The sequence below is a fragment of the Microbacterium sp. No. 7 genome (assembly GCF_001314225.1).
In the GTDB taxonomy this organism is placed as follows: Bacteria; Actinomycetota; Actinomycetes; order Actinomycetales; family Microbacteriaceae; genus Microbacterium.
Genome location: NZ_CP012697.1, coordinates 3170743 through 3192139 on the forward strand (window position 1 = coordinate 3170743; position 21397 = coordinate 3192139).

Below are 21397 nucleotides of genomic sequence, written 5' to 3' on the forward strand. Positions count from 1 at the left end.
CCGCCCACACCGCGGCGAGTCTTCCGCCGAATCCCCGCACCCGCGTCGAACGTCGTCGCATCACAATCCCCCCGGCCGGCGCACCCCCCGTGCACCTGCCCGGGACGCTACCCGGAAGCGTGGAGGAATGCCACTCACATATGGCATTCTCTCGCGCGACACCCCGTCATGCCACGCACCCATCACCATGAGAACCAGGCCCGCACCTCAAGATCGGAAGCATAAAAAACCCAGGTCAAGAAGCATATCAATCAGCCCGACCGACAATACCTGCCCGCGCGCCGACCGCAGCCCGATCATCGGATGAGAATGCTCTCACCCCACGCATCCGGCCGGCGCCCCTGCACCCGACCGCTCCCCGTGCCCCGCCCGCAGGCGCCTGCTCTTTCGCGGACGCCCGAACGTGCGCCTGCGGGCGAGGTCGGCGTGTCGTCGGCGCGGGGCACGCGTCGACGGATGCCTCCGGTCACAGCAAGCCGAGGACGGATGCGGCGAGCGCGGCGAGCAGCACCGGGTCACCGAGCGATGCAGTCGGCGTGAGCACGAGCATGTTGACGCCGTCGGTGGCCATCAGCACAGGTGTCTGCGGCGCCCCGCCGCCGTGGGAGGACGGAACGTCGACCAGCACCGCGGCCGCGGCGCCGGACACCTCGACGGGCCACGCGCCGGGGCGCTCACGCGCCGATTCGAACGCGATCGCACCGCCGGGGATGATGTCGATCGTGATGCCGTGGGGTGTGCCGACGCCGCGTTCGGATGCCGTGAACTCCATCCCGCACGTGCGCGCGGCCCCCGCGGCGTGCTGCAGATCGTTCGTCATCCCGTCGGGCAGGGCGAGCGCGACCGGCGCCAGTGCCGGCTGCTCGTCGCCGCCCGCATGGTCCGCGATGACACCCTCCACCAGCCCCGTGCACTCCGGCAGCACCCACCAGTCCGCGCCCGGCACGAGCCGCCCCTCGCCGGGCGACGCGGCCAGGCGTTCGGCGACGCGGGCGTAGAGCGCATCGGCGGCATCCTGGCTCGTGTGACGGGGGTCGCCAGAGATGCCGACCACGAGCCGCATGCCGCCGATGGTGCCCGTCGTCGCGCACGACGTGAGGCTCGGATACATCTGGAACTCGACGCAGAGCTGCGGCCCGTCGACCCGGTGCTCGTCCTCCGGCCAGACCTCCTCCGGGTACGCATCGATCCACACGGTCGTCCGTGCCACGTCGGAACCCGGCGGAATCGACATCTCCCCCTCCCACGACCAGCGGCACTCGATGCCGCCGAGCACGTCGGCCGCGCCGGCGCGGGGCTCATCGAGCACGAGCGGGATGCGGTCGTCGATCGCGACGAGCTCCGCGTCGGTCACCGCGTGCGCGCAGTCGCCGCCGAACGGCAGCGCGCTCGTCCGGCCCGCCGAGCGGTCGACGGGACGCTCGGCGAGGTGCGTCATCGCGACGACGCCCCCGCCGACGAGGCCGCCCACGAGCACGAGGGCGACGGATGCCGCGATCGCGCCCCGCCGCGGGCGGGCCGCCGTGGTGCGCTGCGCCCCGGCGAGCACGAGATCGCGCAGCTCGGCGTGCTCGCGTTCCGAGAGCCTGTCGTCGTGCATGGTCATGCCCCCTCCACCGCGTTCCCTCCATCGCCCAGATCGTCGCGCAGCCTCTTCTTCGCCCGCGCGAGCCGCGACTTCACCGTGCCGACCGGGATGCCGAGCGTCGTCGCCACCGCCCGCTCCGGGTAGCCCTCGAGCACCGAGAGCACGAGCACGTTCTGCTCGCGCTCCGGCAGGCGGCGCAGGGCGGCGAGCGCGCCGCTCTCGTCGGGGGCGGCCGGGGCGTCGTGGTGCTCCGTCGCGGGCACGCGCGCGAGCAGGGCGCGGTAGCGGCGCGCCGAGCGCTCCAGGTTGCGGGCCGCGTTCGCGACCGTGTTGAGCAGCCAGGGCAGCGGCGATCCGTCGACGAGCCGCACCGTCGCTCGCTTGCGCCACAGCTCGAAGAAGGCGATGGCGACGGCGTCCTTCGCATCCTCGCGCGACGTGAGCAGCCGGCACGCGTGCCGGAAGACGCGCGGCGCGTGCAGGTCGAACACCTCGGCGAGCGCCGCCTCGTCTCCCCCGCGCACGCGCGCCCACAGCTCCCGGTCTTCGCTCACACCCTGTAGTGTCCGGCATCCCCCGATCGGTTCCCGCCTCGCACCGCACGCCCACGCCGAGATGGTGGGTTTCTCGGCGAGAAACCCACCATCTCGGCGGCGGAGGCGGCGTGGGTGGCGGCGGGGGAGGGCTCGTGCGAGCGCCGCGGGGCTCTCGCCGCCATCGACGGTCAGACGGGGTTCTGGGCCCAGAGGTCGGGGCCGAAGACCTCGTAGTGGATGCTGTCGCCGGGGATGCCGCGGTCGATGAGCGTGCGGCGGGCGATCTGCATGAACGGCAGCGGGCCGCACATGAACACCGTCGCCTCCGACGGCACCTCTACGTCGGACAGGTCCATGAAGCCGCTCCGGGCGGGATGCAGCGTCGGCGCCGTCTCGGCGGCCTCCTCGTACCAGTTCTGCGCGCGGGCGTCGCCCATCGCGAGCACCTGGCGGCGCAGGCCCGCGTACAGCGCGTGGTGACCGTGCGACTTGTCGGCGTGGAAGAGCCGCACCGTGCGGTCGGGCTGGCGGCGCGACAGGTCCTCCATGATCGCGGCGACCGGCGTGATGCCGATGCCCGCCGAGACGAGCACGAGCGGCGCGTCGGAGTCGTCGAGCACGACGTCGCCGGCCGGCTGCGACAGGTCGAGGATCGTGCCGGGCGTCGCGTTCTCGTGCAGCCAGCCCGACACCTGGCCGTCGGGGGCGCCGTCGACGCCGCGCACGCGCTTGATCGTCACCCGCAGCGAGTCGCCGCGCGGGCCCGACGAGATCGTGTACTGCCGCGGCTGCCGGCGTCCGTCCGGCAGGTCGACGGCGATCGCGACGTACTGCCCCGTGCGGTGCGCGGGCACCTCCCCCGAGACGGGGGCGAGCAGCAGCGAGAACACCTCGTCCGACTCCTCGAAGCGCTCGACGACGCGGTAGGGACGCCACGGCGCCTCGGGGTCGGTGCCGCCCAGCGCGTAGAGCCGCGCCTCCTCGGCGATGAGCGTCGTGCCGAACAGCCAGTACACCTCGTCCCACGCGGCCGCGACCTCGGGGGTGACCGCGTCGCCGAGCACCGTGCCGACGGCCTTCATGAGGTGACGGCCGACGATCGTGTACTCGCGCGCCCGGATGCCGAGCGACACGTGCTTGTGCGCGATGCGCCGCATGACGGGCCCGAAGTCGGGGGCGTCGGGATCGATGAGCGACACCGCGAAGGCGACGACCGACGCGGCGAGCGCCTTGGGCTGCTCGCCGATCGCCTGGTTGGCGGCGTTGAACACGTTCAGCAGCTCGGGGTGCGCGGCGAACATGTCGGGGTAGAACACGCGCGTGATCTGCTCGGCGTGCGCGGCGACGACGCCGGCGGTGGCGGCGACGATGGCCTTCGACTCGGGGGTCAGCTCCATGGGTGGTTCTCCTGTGGCGATGGGACCGCGTCGGATTCGACGTCTCCCCGAGCGTGACGCACCCGCCGCCGCGCCCGCCCGCCGTATCCCGTGCTTATTCCGCGGCCGCCCGTGCGCATCCCGCGTCCGGGCAGTAGCGTTCCCCCATGAAGCTCCAGGACTTTCCCCGCCACCCGCTCACGTTCGGGCCGAGCCCGCTGCAGCACCTCGCGCGGCTCACCCAGCACCTGGGCGGCGCGCAGGTCTGGGCCAAGCGCGAGGACGTGTCGAGCGGCCTCGCCTTCGGCGGCAACAAGGTGCGCAAGCTGGAGTACATCGTTCCCGACATCCTCGCCTCGGGCGCCGACACGCTCGTCTCGATCGGCGGATACCAGTCGAACCACACCCGGCAGGTGGCCGCCGTCGCCGCGCACCTCGGGCTCAAGGCGCGTCTCGTGCAGGAGAAGTGGGTGCCCTGGGACGACCCGACGAACGACCGCGTCGGCAACATCCTGCTCTCGCGCATGATGGGCGCCGACTCGCGGCTCGACGACGCGGGCTTCGACATCGGCATCCGCGACTCGTGGAAGCAGGCCCTGCAGGAGGTCGAGGATGCCGGTGGCACGCCGTACCCCATCCCGGCGGGCGCCTCGGAGCACCGCCTGGGCGGCCTCGGCTTCGCGAACTGGGCGTTCGAGGTCGCCGAGCAGGAGCGGCAGCTGGGCGTCTTCTTCGACACGATCGTCGTGTGCACCGTGACCGGCTCGACGCACGCGGGGATGATCGCCGGGTTCGCCGCGCTGGAGGAGCTGACCGGGGTCCGGCGCCGCGTGCTCGGCATCGACGCATCGGCGACGCTCGACAAGACCCGCGACCAGGTCGCGCGCATCGCGCGGAGCACGGCCGCGCTGATCGAGCTCGGCCGCGACGTGCGCGACGACGAGATCCAGGTGCTGGAGGGGTGGGCGGGCGACCTCTACGGCATCCCCGTGGCGTCGACGATGGAGGCCATGGCGCTCGGCGCGCAGCTGGAGGCGATGATCACCGACCCCGTCTACGAGGGCAAGTCGCTCGCGGGCCTCATCGACCTCGTGCGGTCGGGCGACATCCCCCGCGACGCGACCGTGCTGTACGCGCACCTCGGCGGCCAGCCCGCGATCAACGCGTACCACCGCCTCTGGGAGTAGGCGCGACTGTGCCAGGCTGGGGCACATGCCCCAGCGCCGCACACACCTGGCCGCGACGGCGGCGCAGAACGCCCTCACGGCGTCGCTCGCCGCGTTGCGCGACAGCCTCGACGCACCCGTCGCGTTCCCGGCCGAGGCGCTCGCCGAGGCCGAGGACGCGACCCGGCCGCCCGCCGACGCCGACCTGCGCGACGTCGCGTTCGTCACGCTCGACCCCGCGGGCTCGCGCGACCTCGACCAGGCGTTCCACCTCGCGCGGCACGCCCGCGGCTACACGGTGCACTACGCGATCGCCGACGTGCCCGGGTTCGTGCGCCCGGGCGGCGCCGTCGACCGGGCGGCGCGGGAGCGCGGGCAGACGCTCTACGCGGCCGACGGCCGGGTGCCCCTGCATCCGCCGGTGCTGAGCGAGGACCGCGCGTCGCTGCTGCCGGGCGACGACCGCAGCGCCCTCGTGTGGACGTTCGCGCTCGACCGCGACGGCGCGGTCGCCGACGTGCGCCTGCGCCGCGCGCTCATCCGCTCCCGCGCGCAGCTCGACTACGTCTCGACGCAGCACGCACTCGACGCCGGTGCCGTGGGCGACGACGACCCCGTCGCCCTGCTGCCCGAGATCGGCCTCCTGCGGCTGCAGCGCGAGGCCGCGCGCGGCGGCGCGAGCCTCAACCTGCCCGACGAGGAGGTCGTGCGCGACGAGAACGGCCACTACCGCATCGAACGCCGGCATCCGCTCGCGGTCGAGGAGTGGAACGCGCAGCTGTCGCTCATGACGGGCATGGCCGCGGCCGGGCTGATGCTCGACGCGCGCGTGGGCGTGCTGCGCACGATGCCGCAGCCGAGCGACGACGCGTTCCAGACCTTCCGCCATCAGACCCGCGCGCTCGGCCGCCCCTGGACGACGGGCCGCTACGGCGACTACCTGCGCACCCTTCCCCGCGACGACCCGGGCAGCCTGCCCGTGCTGCAGGCCGCGGCGAGCCTGTTCCGCGGCGCGGGCTACGTCACGTTCGACGGCGAGACGCCCGAGCAGACGGTGCAGGCGGCGATCGGCGCGCCGTACGCGCACGCGACGGCGCCCCTGCGTCGCCTCGTCGACCGCTGGGCGCTCGCAATCTGCCTGGAGCTCAGCGCTGGACGCGAGGCCCCGGCGTGGGCCCGCGAGAGCCTCGCCGAGCTGCCCGACCTCATGCGCGCCTCCGAGCAGCGCGCCGCACGGCTGTCGGCGGGCACGATCGACCGCGTCGAGGCGGCCCTGCTCGCGCCGCTCGTCGGCACGCGCATCGCCGCGACGGTCATCGAGCGGCGCGGGGCGGAGCGCGGCCGCATCCAGATCGCGGAGCCGGCGGTCACGGCATCCGCTCCCCTGCCCCCGGGAGCGGAGCCCGGCGACGAGGTCGAGCTCACGCTCACGAGCGCCGGCATCGACCGCGGCGAGCTCGCCTTCGCGGTGTGACGGCGGCTCAGGCCCGCAGCCGCGGCGGCTCGTACGGGCGCACGGGCAGGAGCGGCATGACGTCGCGCGCGAACCGCTCCGCCTCGTGGGCGAGCGGCCAGCCCGAGAGGATCCACGTGTCGATGTCGAGCTCGTCCGACAGCGACGCGATGAGCGACGCGACGGTCTCGGGGCTGCCGACGAGGTAGTTGCCCGAGCCCTTGCCCGCGATGTCGAACGGCGGCTCGCCCGACGTCCACGTGGTCAGGCCCGCCGCCATGCCCGGGGCGAACTCCAGCTCGGCGCGGCCAGGCAGGCGGCCCGCGCGCAGCGCGTCGATGCGCGCCTGCACCTGCGGGTCGCCGCTCGCCAGGTCGGCGAGCGGGCCGAAGCCGAACGAGCGCAGGTTGCGGTCGGCCAGCTGCGCCATGCGCGCGGGATCGGTGCGCGAGAGCTGCCACTCGAAGTGCGCCCACGCCTCGTCGTCGGTGTCGCGCACGACGACGCTCGCGAGCACGCCCACGGGGATCGTGCGTCCGGCGGCCGCAGCCGCCTCGCGCATCGCCCCGAACGTGCGCGACAGGATCGCCGGCGTCGCGAGGAAGCTCAGGTACACGTCGAGCACCTCGATCGCGTGCGCGATGCCCTCGGGCGAGGCGCCCGTGCCCCAGATCGGCACGCCGCCGCGCTGGCGCGGGCCCGAGATCGGCGGCTTGTACTGCGGGCCGAGCCGGAAGTGCTCGCCGTCGACGGCGTCGGCGGCGTCGAGGTACAGCTCGCGCACGAGCTTCCAGTACTCGGCGGAGATCGCGTACCGCTCGCTCTTGGGCGCGAAGCTGCCGTACCGCGCGAGCACGGGGTCGGCGCCGTTGACCTGGTTGTAGATGAGCCGGCCGCCCGAGTAGTGGTCGAAGACCTGCGCCTCCTCGGCGAGCAGCGCCGGCGGCTTCACCCCCGGGTACTCCGGGATGAGGAACCGCAGGCGCTCGGTGTCGCCGACGAGCGCGATCGTCTCGCGCGCGGTGCTGAGCACGCCGTAGTAGCCGAGCCGGTCGAGCGTCGCCGCCACGCCGCGCAGGTGGGCGAGCGACGGCGGGAACCGGTGCTCGGGCTGCCACGGCACCTCGCCGTCGGTGCCGTTCAGGTACCACAGCACCCGCAAGCCGTCGGTCGTCATCGCACTCCTCGCCGCGACGCGCCGACAGCGATCGCGAATTAGGTAAGGCTACCTTTGGTCGGCTCTACCTATTCTGCACGCTCCGCGCTAGGGAATGCCGCGAGGCTACGCCGTGACGACCTGGGCCGTGCCGACGGGCGCGTCGGGACCGAGCTCGGCGGCCAGGCGGTTCGCCTCGGCGATGAGGGTCGCGACGATCTCCGACTCGGGAACGGTCTTGATGACCTCGCCCTTCACGAAGATCTGTCCCTTGCCGTTGCCGGACGCCACGCCCAGGTCCGCCTCGCGCGCCTCGCCGGGGCCGTTGACGACGCACCCCATCACGGCGACGCGCAGCGGCACGGTCATGTCCTTGAGGCCCTCGGTCACCGAGTCGGCGAGCGTGTAGACGTCGACCTGCGCCCGCCCGCACGACGGGCACGACACGATCTCGAGGGTGCGCTCGCGCAGGTTCAGCGACTGCAGGATCTGATGCCCCACCTTCACCTCTTCGGCGGGCGGCGCCGACAGCGACACCCGGATCGTGTCGCCGATCCCCTCGGCGAGCAGGATGCCGAAGGCCGTCGCCGACTTGATCGTGCCCTGGAACGCGGGGCCCGCCTCGGTCACGCCGAGGTGCAGGGGCCAGTCGCCGCGCTCGGCGAGCAGACGATACGCCTTGACCATGACGATCGGATCGTTGTGCTTGACCGAGATCTTGAAGTCGTGGAAGTCGTGCTCCTCGAACAGCGACGCCTCCCACACGGCGCTCTCGCACAGCGCCTCGGGCGTCGCCTTGCCGTGCTTCTCCAGCAGCCGCCGGTCGAGCGAGCCGGCGTTGACGCCGATGCGCAGCGAGACGCCGGCATCCGTCGCCGCCTTGGCGATCTCGCCGACCTTGTCGTCGAACTGGCGGATGTTGCCCGGGTTCACGCGCACCGCCGCGCAGCCCGCGTCGATCGCCTGGAACACGTACTTCGGCTGGAAGTGGATGTCGGCGATCACCGGGATGGGACTCTTCTTCGCGATGATGTGCAGCACGTCGGCGTCGTCCTGCGATGGCACCGCGACGCGCACGATCTCGCACCCCGACGCCGTGAGCTCGGCGATCTGCTGCAGCGTCGCGTTGATGTCGGTCGTGGGGGTCGTCGTCATCGACTGGACGCTGACGGGCGCGTCGCCGCCGACGAGCACCTTGCCGACCCGGATCTGACGGGTCTTGCGGCGCGGGGCGAGCGTCTGCGGCACGTGCGGCATCCCAAGGTTCACAGCTGGCACGGGCTCAGCCTACGCGGCCCGGCTGAGGCGGCGCTGGGCGCATCTGCTATCGTGACGGCATGTTCGCGAACTGGTGGCCCACCCGCTGAGGCGGTGTGTTCGCGACCCTGACGACCGACCGCCCTCGTGGCGGTCTTTTCGTTCCAGCGACGCGGCCGCCCACCGACTGAAAGCCCGCAGATGACCCCGAACCCCCTCGCCGCCGCGCTCGCCGGCGGCGCCTTCGCCCTGATCGCCCGCGACGGGGCGACCGTCGAAGTGCTGACGGGCGACGTCGTCGACGTCGACCTGCTCGCCGACATCCCCCTGCACGCCCCCGACGGCACGCCGCAGCACGTGCTCGCGCTCGTGCCGTTCCGCCAGGTCGTCGAGCGCGGCTACGAGTGCCACGACGACGGCGCGCCGCTGCGCTGCCTCGTCGTGGGCGAGCGCGTCACCGTGCCGCTCGCCGACGTGCTCGCCACCCTGCCGTCGGAGCCCGTGCCGCTCGCCGACGCCGGCTTCGACATCCCCGACGAGGAGTACGCCGACATCGTGCGCCGCGTCATCGCCGACGAGATCGGGCGCGGCGAGGGCGCGAACTTCGTCATCCGGCGCGACTTCACGGCGGCCGTCGACGTGGATGCCGTCACCGCCGGCCTCACGTGGTTCCGGGCGCTGCTGGAGCACGAGCGCGGCGCGTACTGGACGTTCCTCGTCTGCACGCCGGGTCACGTGGCCGTCGGCGCGAGCCCCGAGGCGCACGTCAGCGCCGACCACGGCGCGGCGGGCGACGGCGTGAGCACCGTGACGATGAACCCCATCTCGGGCACCTTCCGCCACCCCGCGGGCGGCGCGACCGTCGAGACGCTCACCGAGTTCCTCGGCTCCACGAAGGAGACCGAGGAGCTGTTCATGGTGGTCGACGAGGAGCTCAAGATGATGTCGGCCGTCTGCACCGACGGCGGGCGCATCACGGGGCCGCACCTGAAGGAGATGTCGCGCCTCACCCACACGGAGTACATGCTGCGCGGCACGAGCACGATGGACCCGCGCGACATCCTGCGCGAGACGATGTTCGCGCCCACCGTCACGGGCTCCCCCATGCAGAACGCGTGCACCGTCATCACGCGGCACGAGCGCACGCCGCGCGGCTACTACTCCGGCGTCGCCGCCCTGTTCACGCCCCGCGAGGGCGGCGTGCACGATCTCGACGCGCCGATCCTCATCCGCACCGCGTATCTCGTCGACGGCCGCCTGCGGGTGCCGGTCGGCGCGACGCTCGTGCGCCACTCCGACCCGTACGGCGAGGTGAGCGAGACGCACGGCAAGGCCGCGGGCGTGCTCGGCGCGATCGGCGCCGTCGACCGCGACCCGGTCGCCGTGCCGGTCGACGTGAGCGCCGCCGACGAGGACGAGCCGACCTCCGCGCCGCGGCGCCTCGCCGACGACCCGCGCGTCGCGGAGCTGCTCGCGGCCCGCAACGAACGGCTCGCGGAGTTCTGGCTCAACCCGCAGGATGCCGCGGGCCCCCGCCCGCTCGCCGGCTTCTCGGCGCTCGTCGTCGACGCCGAGGACCGGTTCACGACGATGCTCGCCCACCAGCTCCGCCACCTCGGCCTCGACGTGCGGATCGCGCACTGGGCCGACGCCGACGACGCCGACCTCGCCGCCGCCGACCTCGTGCTGTGCGGCCCCGGCCCGGGCGACCCGCGCGACGAGGACAGCCCGCGGATGGCGCGGATGCGCGCGATCGTGGCCGCGCGCATCGCGGCGGGCGCGCCGCTGCTCGCGGTGTGCCTGAGCCACCAGATCCTGGCCGACCGGCTCGGCATCGAGCTGGCGCCGCTCGCGGCGCCGCACCAGGGGCTGCAGAAGACGATCGACCTGTTCGGCCAGCCGGCGTCCATCGGCTTCTACAACACGTTCACCGCGCGCGTCGCGCCGGGCACCGGCCGCGTGGGTGCGGCCGAGGTCGCGGCCGATCCCGCCTCGGGCGACGTGTACGCGATGCGCGGCCCGCGCTACGCCTCGGTGCAGGGACACCTGGAGTCCATCCTGTCGCGCGACGGCCTCGTGACGCTGGAGCGCCTCGTGCGCCACGCCCTGGCCTGAGCCCCGGCGCCCGGCGTCGGCATCGGCATCCGGCATCCGGTGTCGGCATCCAGAATCCGGCATCCGACCCTCCTCACCCGCCTCACCGGCGCAGGAGAAATCACCGGTGCAGGAGACTTCCCGCGGAATCGTCCTGCACCGGTGATTTCTCCTGCGCCCGTGCGAGCGGCGCGCCCGTCAGCCGTCGGCGAGGCGGCGGGCGAGGAGCCGCCGCTCGGCCTCGTTCGCGGTCAGCTCGAGCGCCCGCCGGTCGGCGTCGCCGGCCTCGGCGTCGCGCCCGAGCCGCCGCAGCAGGTGCGCGCGCACGGCGTGCCACAGGTGGAAGCCCTGCAGCGCCGCGCCGAGCGCGTCGACGTCGGCGAGCGCCGCGGCCGCGCCGCGCACCTCGGCGACCGCCACGGCGCGGTTGAGCCGCACGATCGGCGAGCGGTCGTAGCGGCCCAGCATGCCGTAGAGCACGAGCACCTGCGGCCAGTCGGTGTCGGCGGCGCGGGCGGCGTCGGCATGGCAGGCCGCGATCGCGGCGTGCAGCTGCCAGCGGCCCGGGCGGCGCAGCCGGGCCGCCCGCTCGAGCGCCCGGCGGGCCTCGGCGAGGAGCGCGGCGTCCCAGCGGGAGCGGTCCTGGTCGGCCAGCAGCACGAGCTCGCCGTCGACGGCCCGCGCATCCTCACGGGCGGCGTGGAACAGCAGCAGCGCGCGCAGCCCGTGCGCCTCCGCCTCACGCGGCAGGGCGTCCGCGATCACGCGGGCCAGCCACAGTGCGTCGTCGGCGAGGTCGCGGTCGGCGCTCGCGTCGCCGCCCGGCACGAGCTGTGCCTCGGCGTACATGGCCGAGACGATCGTCAGCACGATGTCGAGGCGCTGCGCGCGCTCGCCGTCCTCCGGGATGCGCAGGGGGATGCCGGCCGCCCCGATCTTGCGCTTGGCGCGCACGATGCGCTGCGCGACGGTCGCCGGCGAGCTGAGGGTCGCCCGCGCGATCTGCGCCGTCGTGAGGCCGCACACGGCGCGCAGCGTGAGCGCGACCTGCGCGGCGGGCGACAGCGCGGGATGGCAGCAGCCGAACAGCAGCGGCAGCCGCTCGTCGGCCTCGGGCTCCGGCGACGCGGACGTCTCGGCGAGCAGGGCGAGCTTCTCCCGGTAGCGCCGCTCGCGCCGCAGCCGGTCGAGCGCGTCGTGCCGCGCGGCCTGCGTGAGCCACGCGCCGGGGTTCGGCGGCACGCCGCGGACCCGCCACTGCACGAGCGCGGCCTCGACGGCGCTCGCCACCGCCTCCTCCGCGAGGTCGAGGTTGCCGAACGACACCGTCAGCGCCGCGACGATGCGCGCGGCCTCGTCGCGCACGACCCGCGTGAGCAGGCGGTCGGATGCCGCGCCGGGCGGCACGGCATCCGTTCCGCTCACTGCTCGAACTGGCTGTAGTCGGTGACGATGGGGCGGATCTCCACCGATGTGCCCGGCGTGCCCAGCATCGGCCACGTGCGGGCGAGCGCGATCGCCGCGTCGAGGTCGGGCACGTCGATGATGCTGAACCCGCCGACGGCCTCGCGGGCCTCGGTGAACGGCCCGTCGACGACGACCGGGCCGCCGTCGCCGTGCCGCACGGTCGTCGCGGTCTCGACGGGCTGCAGCTCGGCGCCGCTGTCCTCGATGACCGCCTCGTTGTCCTGGAACCACTGGAAGACCTGCCCGTACACCTCCTGCAGGGTCTCAGGGGCGACCGCGGCGTCGATCGAGGGGGTGGACGTGAACATGATGACGTACTTCACGGTTGTCTTCCTTTCGTCATGGGAACCGTTTCATCCCCACAGCGAACAGGCAACCCCGGATTCGACACGTCCCGCGAGATTTCTCCGCGAGATTCGTCAGCCGAGCAGCACGACCGGGTTGAACACGTCGGCGAGGATCAGCACCGCGCTCATGGCGATGAGCGCGACGACCACGACGAAGGTCACGGGCACCAGCCTCGTGGCATCCACCGGCCGGGGCGGCGGGCGCCGCCACAGCCGCGCCCACCCGCGCCGCAGGCCGTCCCAGAGGGCGATGACGACGTGCCCGCCGTCGAGCGGCAGCAGCGGGATGAGGTTGAACACGAAGAGGGCGATGTTGAGGCCCGCGAGCAGCTCGAGGATCGCCGCGACGCGGTTGAGGATCGGGGCGTCGACCGCGGCGACCTCGCCCGCGAGGCGGCCCGCGCCGACGACCGAGAGCGGTCCGTTCGGGTCGCGCTCCTGCCCCGTGACCATGTCGACGGCCGTCTCGTAGACCCTCACCGGCAGCTGCCAGATGATGCCGGCGACCATGCCGGTGCGCTCGAGCGCGGTCTGCGGGCCCGACCAGATCGGCTGCGGCACGTACGCGAGCGTCGCGGTCATCCCGACGAAGCCGACCTCGGCGGTCGTCACCTGTCCGTCCTCGCCGAGCACGTCGCGCTCGGCGAGCATGGGCGTGACCTGCAGCGTCTGCCGCTCCCCGTCGCGCTCGACGACGAGCGGGATCGTGCGGCCGGGCGAGGCCTGCACGATCGCGGAGACCTCGGCGAACGTCTCGGCGGGCGTGCCGTCGATCGACACGATGACGTCGCCGGGCAGCACCCCCGCCGCGGCCGCGGGCGACGCGGGGTCACCGGGCGCGCAGTCCGTGCGGTCCGCCGTCGCGGGCAGCGCGCACTCACTGACGCCGGCGATCGTCGTCGTCGCGGTCTGGATGCCGATGCCGCTCATGGTGATGCCGAACAGCACCATGGCGAGCAGCAGGTTCATGACCGGCCCGCCGAGCATGACGATCACCCGCTGCCACACGGGCAGCTCGAAGAAGGCGCGCTTGCCGCGCGTGTCCTCCAGGGTCTCGTCGTTGGCATCCCGGGCGTCCTGCACCATCGTCGCGAAGAACCCGCCGCCGGCGCGGCCGTCGCGCTCGGCCTGGCTCGGCGAGGGCGGATACATGCCCGCCATCGACACGAACCCGCCGAGCGGGATGGCCTTGAACCCGTACTCGGTCTCGCCGATGCGGCGCGACCACAGCGTGGGGCCGAAGCCGATCATGTACTTTCCGACGCGCACGCCGAAGCGCTTCGCGGGCAGCAGGTGACCCAGCTCGTGCAGCGCGATCGACACGGCGAGGCCGATGGCGAGCACGAGCACGCCGATGAGGAAGGCGAGAGCGGTCACGATCGCCCAGGCTACTCCGGGCTGCTTTGAGTTCGCTCTGCGCCGCCGCGCCCGCGCAGGCCGATGACGCCCTGGCTGACGAGGATGCCGAGGATCGCGATCGCCCCGCCGACGGGCTGGTTCCACGTGATCGTCTCGCCCAGCACGACGATGCCGAGCACGACGCCGACGACGGGCAGCAGGAAGAGCACGCTCGAGCTGCGGGTCGCTCCCCACTCGCGCACGACCACGACGTTCCACACGTACGCGATGCCGGTGCTGAACACCCCGAGCACGACGACGGAGACCACGATCAGGGGCGTGAGGTGGAACGGCTGCGCCAGCAGGAACGGCGCGGGGATCAGCATCATGAGCGCCGCCAGGCCCGTCTGCGTCGCCGCCACGGTCGGCGCGTCGTAGCGGAACCGGCCCGTGACGAACCGGCGCAGCCAGACGTACGCCACGCCGTTGCTCGCCGCGCCCAGCAGGCAGGCCAGCTGCGCCCACTCGGTGCCGTGCATGTCGCTCGAGCCGTCGAAGAGCTGCCACGGCCCGAGCACGAGCACGACGCCCGCGGAGCCCAGCACGATCCCGAACGCGCGAAACGGCGTCAGCCGCTCGCTCGGGATGAGCGCGAGCCCGATGACGAGGGTCATGAGCGGCGTCGTGGCGTTGTAGATCGCCATGAGCCCCGAGGGGATCGTCTGGCCGGCCGTCGCGTACAGCATCATCGGCGCCACGCACAGCAGCACGGCGACGACGCTCATGTGCGCGTAGTACCGCCGATCGCGCGGCAGCCGACCGCCCGACAGCGCGACCACGACGATGAGCGTCACGGCGCCGAGCACGAGGCGGAACAGCACGATGAGCCCCGGCGAGAGGCCGACGAGGGCGAACTTGATGAAGAGGAAGCTCGAGCCCCACACGAGCGCCAGCAGGACGAACCACAGCGGCGTGAGGGCGCCCGACACGCGCGGGCGCGACGTGCTCGCCATCGTGCTCCTCCCGGACGGTCCCCGGGATCCTGCATCCTCCCGCTCGCGCGGCCTCGTGAAGGCTCCCGCGGAGCACCGGACGACGGCCACCACGAGTCTATCGGCCTCCCGGGCCGGCGCAGATGCCGCGGATACAATGAGCGGGCCATGACTGCACCCTCGCCTCGCGCGCGCCCCGCACACCTGACGCCGCAGCCCCTCGCGGAGTTCGCCGAGCGCTTCGGATGCCGCGTGCACGGCCCGGCCGACGGCGTGCTCCTCACGGGCATCACGCTCTCGACGGACGACGTCGCGCCGGGCGACCTGTTCGTCGCGCTCCCCGGCGCGAACGCGCACGGCGCGCAGTACGCGCAGGCAGCCGCCGAACGCGGCGCCGTGGCGATCGCGACCGACGACGACGGGCTCGGGCTCGCCGCCGCGACGGGGCTTCCCGTGGCCGTGATCGACCGGCCGCGCGCGCAGCTGGGCGCCATGTCGGCGTGGGTGTACGGCACCGCCGACCGCGCCACCATGCCGATCATGCTCGCGACGACGGGGACCAACGGCAAGACGAGCGTGTCGCACCTGCTCGACGGCATGCTGCACGCCCTCGGCGCCGTCACGGGGCTCTCGTCCACCGCCGAGCGCCGCGTCGGCGACCTCGTGCTGCCGTCTCGGCTCACGACGCCCGAGGCCCCCGAGGTGCACGCCCTCCTCGCGGTCATGCGCGAGCACGGCGTCGACACGGTCATCGTCGAGGTGTCGGCGCAGGCGCTCAGCCGCCACCGGGTCGACGGCCTCGTGTTCGACGTCGCGGGTTTCACGAACCTCTCGCACGACCACCTCGACGACTACGCCGACATGTCGGCGTACTTCGACGCCAAGCTGCCGCTCTTCCAGCCCGATCACGCCCGCCGCGGCGTCGTGAGCCTCGACTCCGCATACGGCGCCCCGTTCGCGGCGCGCTCCGGCATCCCCGTCACGACGATCATCACGCCGGCGCTCGCCGACGACGCGTCGACGGTCGCCGACTGGACCGTCGACGTGCTCGACGAGCGGGCCGACGGCACGTCGTTCCGGCTGCGCGGGCCCGACGGGCGGTCGCTGCAGACGATCGTGCCCGTCGTCGGCACGCACATGGCCGCGAACGCGGGCCTCGCGCTCGTCATGCTCGCCGAGGCGGGCTACGCCTGGGAGCGGCTGGTCGAGGCCTTCGACGGCGGGCGCGTCGACGCGTTCATCCCGGGGCGCCTCGAGCGCGTCTCGGGCGAACGGGGACCGGCCGTGTACGTCGACTACGGCCACTCCACCGACGCGTTCGTGAAGACCCTCGCCGCCGTGCGCCGCGTGACGCCCGGCAGGGTCGTGATGATGTTCGGGGCCGACGGCGACCGCGACACGACCAAGCGCGCCGCGATGGGCGCCGCGGCCGTGGAGGGCAGCGACGTGCTCGTGATCTGCGACTTCAACCCGCGCCGCGAGGACCCCGCGCTCATCCGCGCCGCGCTCATCGAGGGCGCGCGCGCCGCCCGGCCCGACGCGACGATCCTGGAGCACGCCGACCCCGAGGAGGCGATCCGCGCCGCGCTGTCGCTCGTCGGCGAGGGCGACGCGGTCGTGTGGGCCGGCCCCGGCCACGAGGACCACCGCGAGGTGGGCGGCCGGAAGATCCCGCAGTCCGCCCGCGCCGTCGCCCGCGAGGCCCTCCGCGACGCCGGCTGGCCCCCGGCCTGACGGCCCCGCCCCGGTTGACCAGCCCTGGTTGACCGACCAGCCCCGATCTTCAACCGCGGCAAACGGCGGGTCTGACCGACGACGACCCACGACTCGCCGCGGTTGAACGCGGGGCTCAGGCGCGGGCGGGGCTCAGGCGCGGGCGGCGATCACGGCGTCGGCGCGGTCGCGCGCCCAGCGCTCCGCGTCGGCGAGGGTCTCGCGGGTGAGTTCGGCGGGCGCCTCGTGCGCGTCGACGACGCGCTCGACCACCTCGACGATGCCGGGGAACGGCAGGGCGCCCTCGTGGAAGGCGTCCACGGCCTGCTCGTTCGCGGCGTTGAACACGGCGGGGTAGGTGCCGCCCGCCCGCCCGACCCGCTTCGCGAGCGCGACGGCGGGAAAGGCCTGCTCGTCGAGCGGCTCGAACGTCCACGACTGCGCGCGCGTCCAGTCGAGCGGGGCCCCGACGCCGGGCACGCGGTGCGGCCAGTCGAGGCCGAGCGAGATCGGCAGCCGCATGTCGGGCGGCGACGCCTGCGCGATGGTCGATCCGTCGGCGAACTCGACCATCGAGTGCACGATCGACTGCGGGTGCACGACGACGTCGATGCGCTCATAGGGGATGCCGAACAGCAGATGCGCCTCGATCACCTCGAGCCCCTTGTTCACGAGCGTCGCGGAGTTGGTCGTGACGACGCGTCCCATGTCCCACGTGGGGTGCGCGAGCGCCTCGGCGGGCGTGACGCCCGCGAGCGACGCCCGCGACCGCCCCCGGAACGGGCCGCCGGATGCCGTCAGCACGAGCCGGCCGACCTCCGCGTGCTCGCCCGCGCGCAGCGCCTGCGCGATCGCCGAGTGCTCCGAGTCGACGGGCACGATCTGGCCCGGGGCGGCGAGCGCGGTCACGAGCGCGCCGCCGACGATGAGCGACTCCTTGTTCGCGAGCGCGAGGGTGCGGCCCGCCTCGAGCGCGGCGAGCGTGGGACCGAGCCCCACCGAGCCCGTGATGCCGTTCAGCACGACGTCGGCATCCACGTCGCGCACGAGCTGCTCGGCCTCGGCGGCGCCGAGGGCCGTGTGCGGAACGCCGAACTCCGCCGCCTGTGCGCCCATCTCCGCGGCGCGCGACCCGGTCGCCAGCCCCACGACCTCGAACCGGTCGCGGTGGGCGCGCACCACGTCGAGCGCCTGCGTGCCGATCGAGCCGGTCGAGCCGAGGATGACGATGCGCCGCATAGCGCCAGCCTAGACGCGGGCCATGCCTCGGTCCGCTACACCGGTTTCGATACGCCGCCTCCGGCGGCTACTCAACCAGCGGGGGGTGTGGGGCGAAGCCAAGCGAGGCGGGACGGTGGCGTGGCCGATCGGCGGGAGCGCCGCCCCACCCCGCTGATCGAGTGCCCGCGGCGAAGCCGCGGGCGTATCGAGATCCATGTAGCGGACCGATACACGGGTTTCGATACGCCGCCTTCGGCGGCTACTCAACCAGCGAGGGGTGAGGTGTGCGGGGCGAAACCAGACGGGGCGGGGCGGGCCGCCCGCGGGCGGCTACTGCGTCGCGTGCTGGGTGCCGAGGATGTCGACGACGAAGACGAGCGTGGCGTTCGCGGGGATCGAGCCCTGCCCCGCCTCGCCGTAGCCCTCGGCGGGCGGGATGACCGCGACGACCTGGGAGCCGACGGTCTGGCCCTCCAGCGCGGCGGCGAAGCCGGTGACGACGCCCGTGGTCGAGAAGCTCGCGGGCACGCCGCGCTGCCAGCTCGAGTCGAAGACGGTGCCGTCGGTGAGCACGCCGGTGTACTGGAGCAGCACGTTGTCGCCGGGCAGCACGGTCTCGCCGTCGCCCTTCTTGAGCACCCCGAGCTGCGTCGTCTCGGGCGTGGCGAGGTCGGCGGGCACGGTGAGCGTCGGCTCGCCGCTCTCGGCGATCTCGACCGTGGGCATGCCCTCGACGGCGGTCTGCGGCTCGCCCCACGCCGCGGTGGGCACGCGCTCGAACAGGTCGAGCACATAGACCTCGGCGGCGGTCTGGTCGCTCGCGGGCAGGGCCGCCACGACGCGCGAGCCGGGCTTGGCGCAGCCGAACAGGCGGCCGAGCGCGTTCTGCGGCGAGATCTGCACGGGCAGCAGCTCACCGGGCTCGTAGCCGAGGTCGTCGAGGCGCTCGCCGGTCTCGGCGTTGAAGGCGCTCAGCGCGTAGGTGACGAAGTCGCCCGCGGCGACGGGGTCGCCCGAGCCCTCGTCGACCATCCGCGCCTGCAGCTCGTCCACCTCGAGGGGCGTGTCGAAGGCGAGCGTCGACACCTCGCCCGTCGTGCCCTCGACCGTCACGGCGTCGGTCGCGGCGCCGGAGGATGCCACCGACGAGCACATGTCGGTGGGCGTGCCGGTCGGCGACGCCTCGGGCTCCGCCCCGCCGGCGCAGCCGGACAGCACCAGAGCCGCCGCGGCGGCGAGTGACAGGACAGCGATCGAACGAGAGCGCACGGCAGACCTCAGGGGACTCGGGGAGGGGAACGGCATCCATCCTCGCGCACGCAACTTCTGTTCCGGCTGGGAACGTCAATTCCGATCGGGGTATGGGCTCGGGAGTACTCTCTTCTGGTGACTCCCGACGACAGCCCCGCACCCGAAGCGGAGGCGGCAGCCGAAGACGTGCGCGGCGTCGGCGTGACCTATTTCATCGGACGCTGGCTGATCGCGCCCCTCGTGCGCCTCATCTACCGGCCGCGCATCGAGGGCCGCCGCAACCTGCCCCGCAAGGGACCCATCATCCTCGCGAGCAACCATCTGTCGTTCATCGACTCGTTCGTGATCCCGATGTTCGCGCCGCGCCCGGTCTACTACCTGGCCAAGTCGCAGTACTTCGAGGGCAAGGGCGTCAAGGGCTGGCTGAGCCGCTCGCTGTTCACGGCGATCGGCGCGACCCCCGTGCGCCGGGGCGCCGGCCAGGCGGCGCTCGAGGCGCTCGACCAGCAGCGCAGGATCCTGGAGTCGGGCCGGGCGATCGCCCTGTATCCCGAGGGGACGCGATCGCTCGACGGCCGCCTGTACAAGGGCCGCACGGGCGCCGCCTTCCTCGCGCTGGAGACCGGCGCGAAGGTCGTGCCCGTCGGCCTCATCGGCACGAACGACGCGATGCCGGTGGGCGCCAAGGTCCCCCGGCTGCGTCCGCGCATGACGATCCGCTTCGGCGAGCCGCTCGATCTGTCGACGTTCGGCCCCGCCTCGTCGGGCAAGGCGCGCCGCCTCGCGACCGACACCATCATGGCCGCCATCCACGAGCTGAGCGGCCAGGAGCTCGCCGACGCCTACAACGAGGCGCCCGCGCAGAACCCCGTGGAGCGGCTCAAGCAGGTGCTGCCGCACGAGCGGCGCTGACGTCAGCCCGCCGCCTCGACGACCGGCTCGACGCGCACCGGGAAGCTCACCGAGTTCGCGATGAAGCACCACTCGTGCGCGTGCTCGTGCGCGGTGACCGCGGCATCCACCATCGACGCGTCGGCGACGACGACACGGGGCCGCAGCACGGCCTCGGCGAACGCCCCGCCGTTGCCCTTGAGCCGCATCGTCCCGGTGGCCTCGTCGTCGTAGGAGACGACGACCACCCCCGCCTCGACGCACGCGTGCAGGTACGACAGCAGGTGGCACTCGCTGAGCGCCGCGAGCAGCATGTCCTCGGGATTCCACTTCGCGGGGTCGCCGCGGAACGGACGGTCGCTGGAGCCCGCGATGTCGGGCTTGCCGTCGATGCGCAGCGTCACCGACCGGTCGTAGTCGCGGTAGCCGCTCGTGCCGCTGCCACGGTTGCCGGTCCAGGTCGCCGCGACCCGGTAGTGGTGCTCGCCGCTCATCGACCCAGTGTCCCACGCCCCTCCGCTCCCCCGGCGCCGGGGGACGCGCGGGTAGGCTGACAGGGTGCTGCAGACGTTCTCCCTCGCCGATGCCGTGGAACTCGCCGTCGTCGAGCGCAGCGGCTTCGTCGAGTCGCGCCACGCCGGCTCGGCGATCGTTCTCGGCCCCGAGGGCGACACGGTGCTGGCGCTCGGCGACGTGGAGACGCCGATCCTGCCGCGCTCGTCGCTCAAGCCGCTGCAGGCGCTCGGCTGCATGACGGCGGGCCTCGACCTGCACGGCGAGCAGCTCGCGCTCAGCACCGCGAGCCACACGGGCACCGACCGCCACGTCGCGGTCGTGACCGAGATCCTGCACGGCGCCGACCTCAGCGAGGACGCGCTCGCCTGCCCGGCCGCGTGGCCCGGCGACCGGCGCACGCGCGACGAGCTGGCGCGCGAGCTCGGCGGCCCGCAACGCGTGCGCATGAACTGCTCGGGCAAGCACGCCGCGATGCTGCGCACGTGCGTGCACAACGGCTGGAGCACCGCCGACTACCTCGATCCGGCCCACCCGCTGCAGGCGCACATCCGCGAGGTCGTCGAGCGGCTCACGGGCAGCCGCGCCCAGGCGACCGCGATCGACGGATGCGGCGCGCCGATCTACGCGATGAGCCTCACGGCGCTCGCCCGCGGCATCCATCGCATGGGCACCTCGGCGGAGCGCTCGCCGTTCGCGCTGCACCGCAGCGCCGCCGAGCTCGTGCGAGCCGTGCGCGAGAACCCGTGGACGATCGAGGGCCCGGGACGGCCCGACACGATCGTCGCCGAACGGCTCGGGGTGTTCGCGAAGGGCGGCGCCGAGGCGGTCATGGTGATGGTCGCGCCGGACGGCACGACGGTGGCGCTGAAGATCCTCGACGGCAGTGCCCGCGCGTCGGCGGCGGTCGCGCTGCGGCTGCTCGCCCGCACGGGCGCCCTCGCCGACGAGGCCGTCGCCGAGACGATGACGCACCTGAGCCTCGCGATCACGGGCGGCGGCCGCGACGTCGGCGCCGTGCGCCCCACCGTCTAGCAC

At 73.5% G+C, this 21397-nt stretch carries 18 protein-coding genes; 6 read left to right on the forward strand and 12 right to left on the reverse strand.

What is annotated here, in order from left to right:
* Positions 1 to 466 precede the first annotated feature (466 nt).
* The 3 genes from AOA12_RS14785 to AOA12_RS14795 form a co-directional block, all read right to left on the reverse strand.
* On the reverse strand, positions 467 to 1606 hold the full coding sequence (locus AOA12_RS14785; protein WP_054684358.1) for a hypothetical protein: 1140 nt from the start codon (positions 1604 to 1606) through the stop codon (positions 467 to 469).
* Positions 1603 to 2142, reverse strand: a complete 540-nt coding sequence (locus tag AOA12_RS23650) for an RNA polymerase sigma factor (RefSeq protein WP_054684361.1) — start codon at positions 2140 to 2142, stop codon at positions 1603 to 1605. The genes AOA12_RS14785 and AOA12_RS23650 overlap by 4 nt, the downstream gene beginning before the upstream one ends.
* 170 nt (positions 2143 to 2312) lie before the next feature.
* Entirely contained in the window at positions 2313 to 3521 is a 1209-nt protein-coding gene (locus tag AOA12_RS14795; protein ID WP_054684364.1) for a globin domain-containing protein, read from the reverse strand.
* Positions 3522 to 3667: 146 nt separating this feature from the next.
* Between AOA12_RS14795 and AOA12_RS14800 the strand changes: the two genes are divergently transcribed.
* Both AOA12_RS14800 and AOA12_RS14805 read left to right on the forward strand, forming a co-directional pair.
* Positions 3668 to 4687, forward strand: a complete 1020-nt coding sequence (locus AOA12_RS14800; RefSeq protein ID WP_054684367.1) for a 1-aminocyclopropane-1-carboxylate deaminase — start codon at positions 3668 to 3670, stop codon at positions 4685 to 4687.
* Positions 4688 to 4712: 25 nt separating this feature from the next.
* Complete coding sequence (locus AOA12_RS14805) at positions 4713 to 6140, forward strand: RNB domain-containing ribonuclease (protein WP_054684369.1); 1428 nt, start codon at positions 4713 to 4715, stop codon at positions 6138 to 6140.
* Positions 6141 to 6147: 7 nt separating this feature from the next.
* Here AOA12_RS14805 and AOA12_RS14810 read toward each other — a convergent pair whose 3' ends face one another.
* Entirely contained in the window at positions 6148 to 7296 is a 1149-nt protein-coding gene (locus AOA12_RS14810; RefSeq protein WP_054684372.1) for an LLM class flavin-dependent oxidoreductase, read from the reverse strand.
* Between the two features lie 105 nt (positions 7297 to 7401).
* A complete protein-coding gene (gene ispG, locus AOA12_RS14815) occupies positions 7402 to 8532 on the reverse strand; it encodes a flavodoxin-dependent (E)-4-hydroxy-3-methylbut-2-enyl-diphosphate synthase (RefSeq protein ID WP_054684374.1) in 1131 nt (376 codons plus the stop codon).
* Between the two features lie 201 nt (positions 8533 to 8733).
* On the opposite strand from ispG, the gene AOA12_RS14820 reads away from it, so the two are divergent.
* Positions 8734 to 10647 carry an anthranilate synthase family protein gene (locus AOA12_RS14820; RefSeq protein WP_054684378.1) on the forward strand — a complete coding sequence of 638 codons (1914 nt, stop codon included), beginning with the start codon at positions 8734 to 8736 and terminating at the stop codon, positions 10645 to 10647.
* A gap of 177 nt (positions 10648 to 10824) precedes the next feature.
* Here the strand turns inward: AOA12_RS14820 and AOA12_RS14825 are convergent, their stop codons facing one another.
* The 4 genes from AOA12_RS14825 to AOA12_RS14840 all read right to left on the reverse strand — a co-directional run bounded on the left by AOA12_RS14825 (position 10825) and on the right by AOA12_RS14840 (position 14791).
* Positions 10825 to 12051: an RNA polymerase sigma factor gene (locus AOA12_RS14825; RefSeq protein ID WP_054684381.1), complete on the reverse strand. Its 1227-nt coding sequence runs from the start codon at positions 12049 to 12051 to the stop codon at positions 10825 to 10827.
* A complete protein-coding gene (locus tag AOA12_RS14830; RefSeq protein ID WP_054684384.1) occupies positions 12048 to 12416 on the reverse strand; it encodes a YciI family protein in 369 nt (122 codons plus the stop codon). The genes AOA12_RS14825 and AOA12_RS14830 overlap by 4 nt, the downstream gene beginning before the upstream one ends.
* Before the next feature lie 96 nt (positions 12417 to 12512).
* The gene (locus AOA12_RS14835) at positions 12513 to 13817 is read right to left on the reverse strand and encodes a M50 family metallopeptidase (RefSeq protein WP_054684387.1); all 1305 of its coding nucleotides are present in this window, start codon (positions 13815 to 13817) and stop codon (positions 12513 to 12515) included.
* An 11-nt stretch (positions 13818 to 13828) separates the two neighbouring features.
* Entirely contained in the window at positions 13829 to 14791 is a 963-nt protein-coding gene (locus AOA12_RS14840; RefSeq protein ID WP_082406287.1) for a DMT family transporter, read from the reverse strand.
* 147 nt (positions 14792 to 14938) lie between these two features.
* On the opposite strand from AOA12_RS14840, the gene AOA12_RS14845 reads away from it, so the two are divergent.
* Complete coding sequence (locus AOA12_RS14845; protein ID WP_054684391.1) at positions 14939 to 16504, forward strand: Mur ligase family protein; 1566 nt, start codon at positions 14939 to 14941, stop codon at positions 16502 to 16504.
* A gap of 132 nt (positions 16505 to 16636) precedes the next feature.
* Here the strand turns inward: AOA12_RS14845 and dxr are convergent, their stop codons facing one another.
* Positions 16637 to 17722 (reverse strand): 1-deoxy-D-xylulose-5-phosphate reductoisomerase, encoded by a 1086-nt coding sequence (gene dxr, locus AOA12_RS14850; RefSeq protein ID WP_054684396.1) that lies wholly within the window; start codon positions 17720 to 17722, stop codon positions 16637 to 16639.
* 312 nt (positions 17723 to 18034) lie between these two features.
* Complete coding sequence (locus tag AOA12_RS14855) at positions 18035 to 18973, reverse strand: FKBP-type peptidyl-prolyl cis-trans isomerase (protein ID WP_054684399.1); 939 nt, start codon at positions 18971 to 18973, stop codon at positions 18035 to 18037.
* 117 nt (positions 18974 to 19090) lie between these two features.
* Between AOA12_RS14855 and AOA12_RS14860 the strand changes: the two genes are divergently transcribed.
* Positions 19091 to 19867: a lysophospholipid acyltransferase family protein gene (locus AOA12_RS14860; RefSeq protein WP_054684402.1), complete on the forward strand. Its 777-nt coding sequence runs from the start codon at positions 19091 to 19093 to the stop codon at positions 19865 to 19867.
* 2 nt (positions 19868 to 19869) lie between these two features.
* Here the strand turns inward: AOA12_RS14860 and AOA12_RS14865 are convergent, their stop codons facing one another.
* Complete coding sequence (locus tag AOA12_RS14865) at positions 19870 to 20340, reverse strand: OsmC family protein (RefSeq protein ID WP_054684405.1); 471 nt, start codon at positions 20338 to 20340, stop codon at positions 19870 to 19872.
* 64 nt (positions 20341 to 20404) lie between these two features.
* Between AOA12_RS14865 and AOA12_RS14870 the strand changes: the two genes are divergently transcribed.
* Positions 20405 to 21394: an asparaginase gene (locus AOA12_RS14870; protein ID WP_054684409.1), complete on the forward strand. Its 990-nt coding sequence runs from the start codon at positions 20405 to 20407 to the stop codon at positions 21392 to 21394.
* Positions 21395 to 21397: the final 3 nt, after the last annotated feature.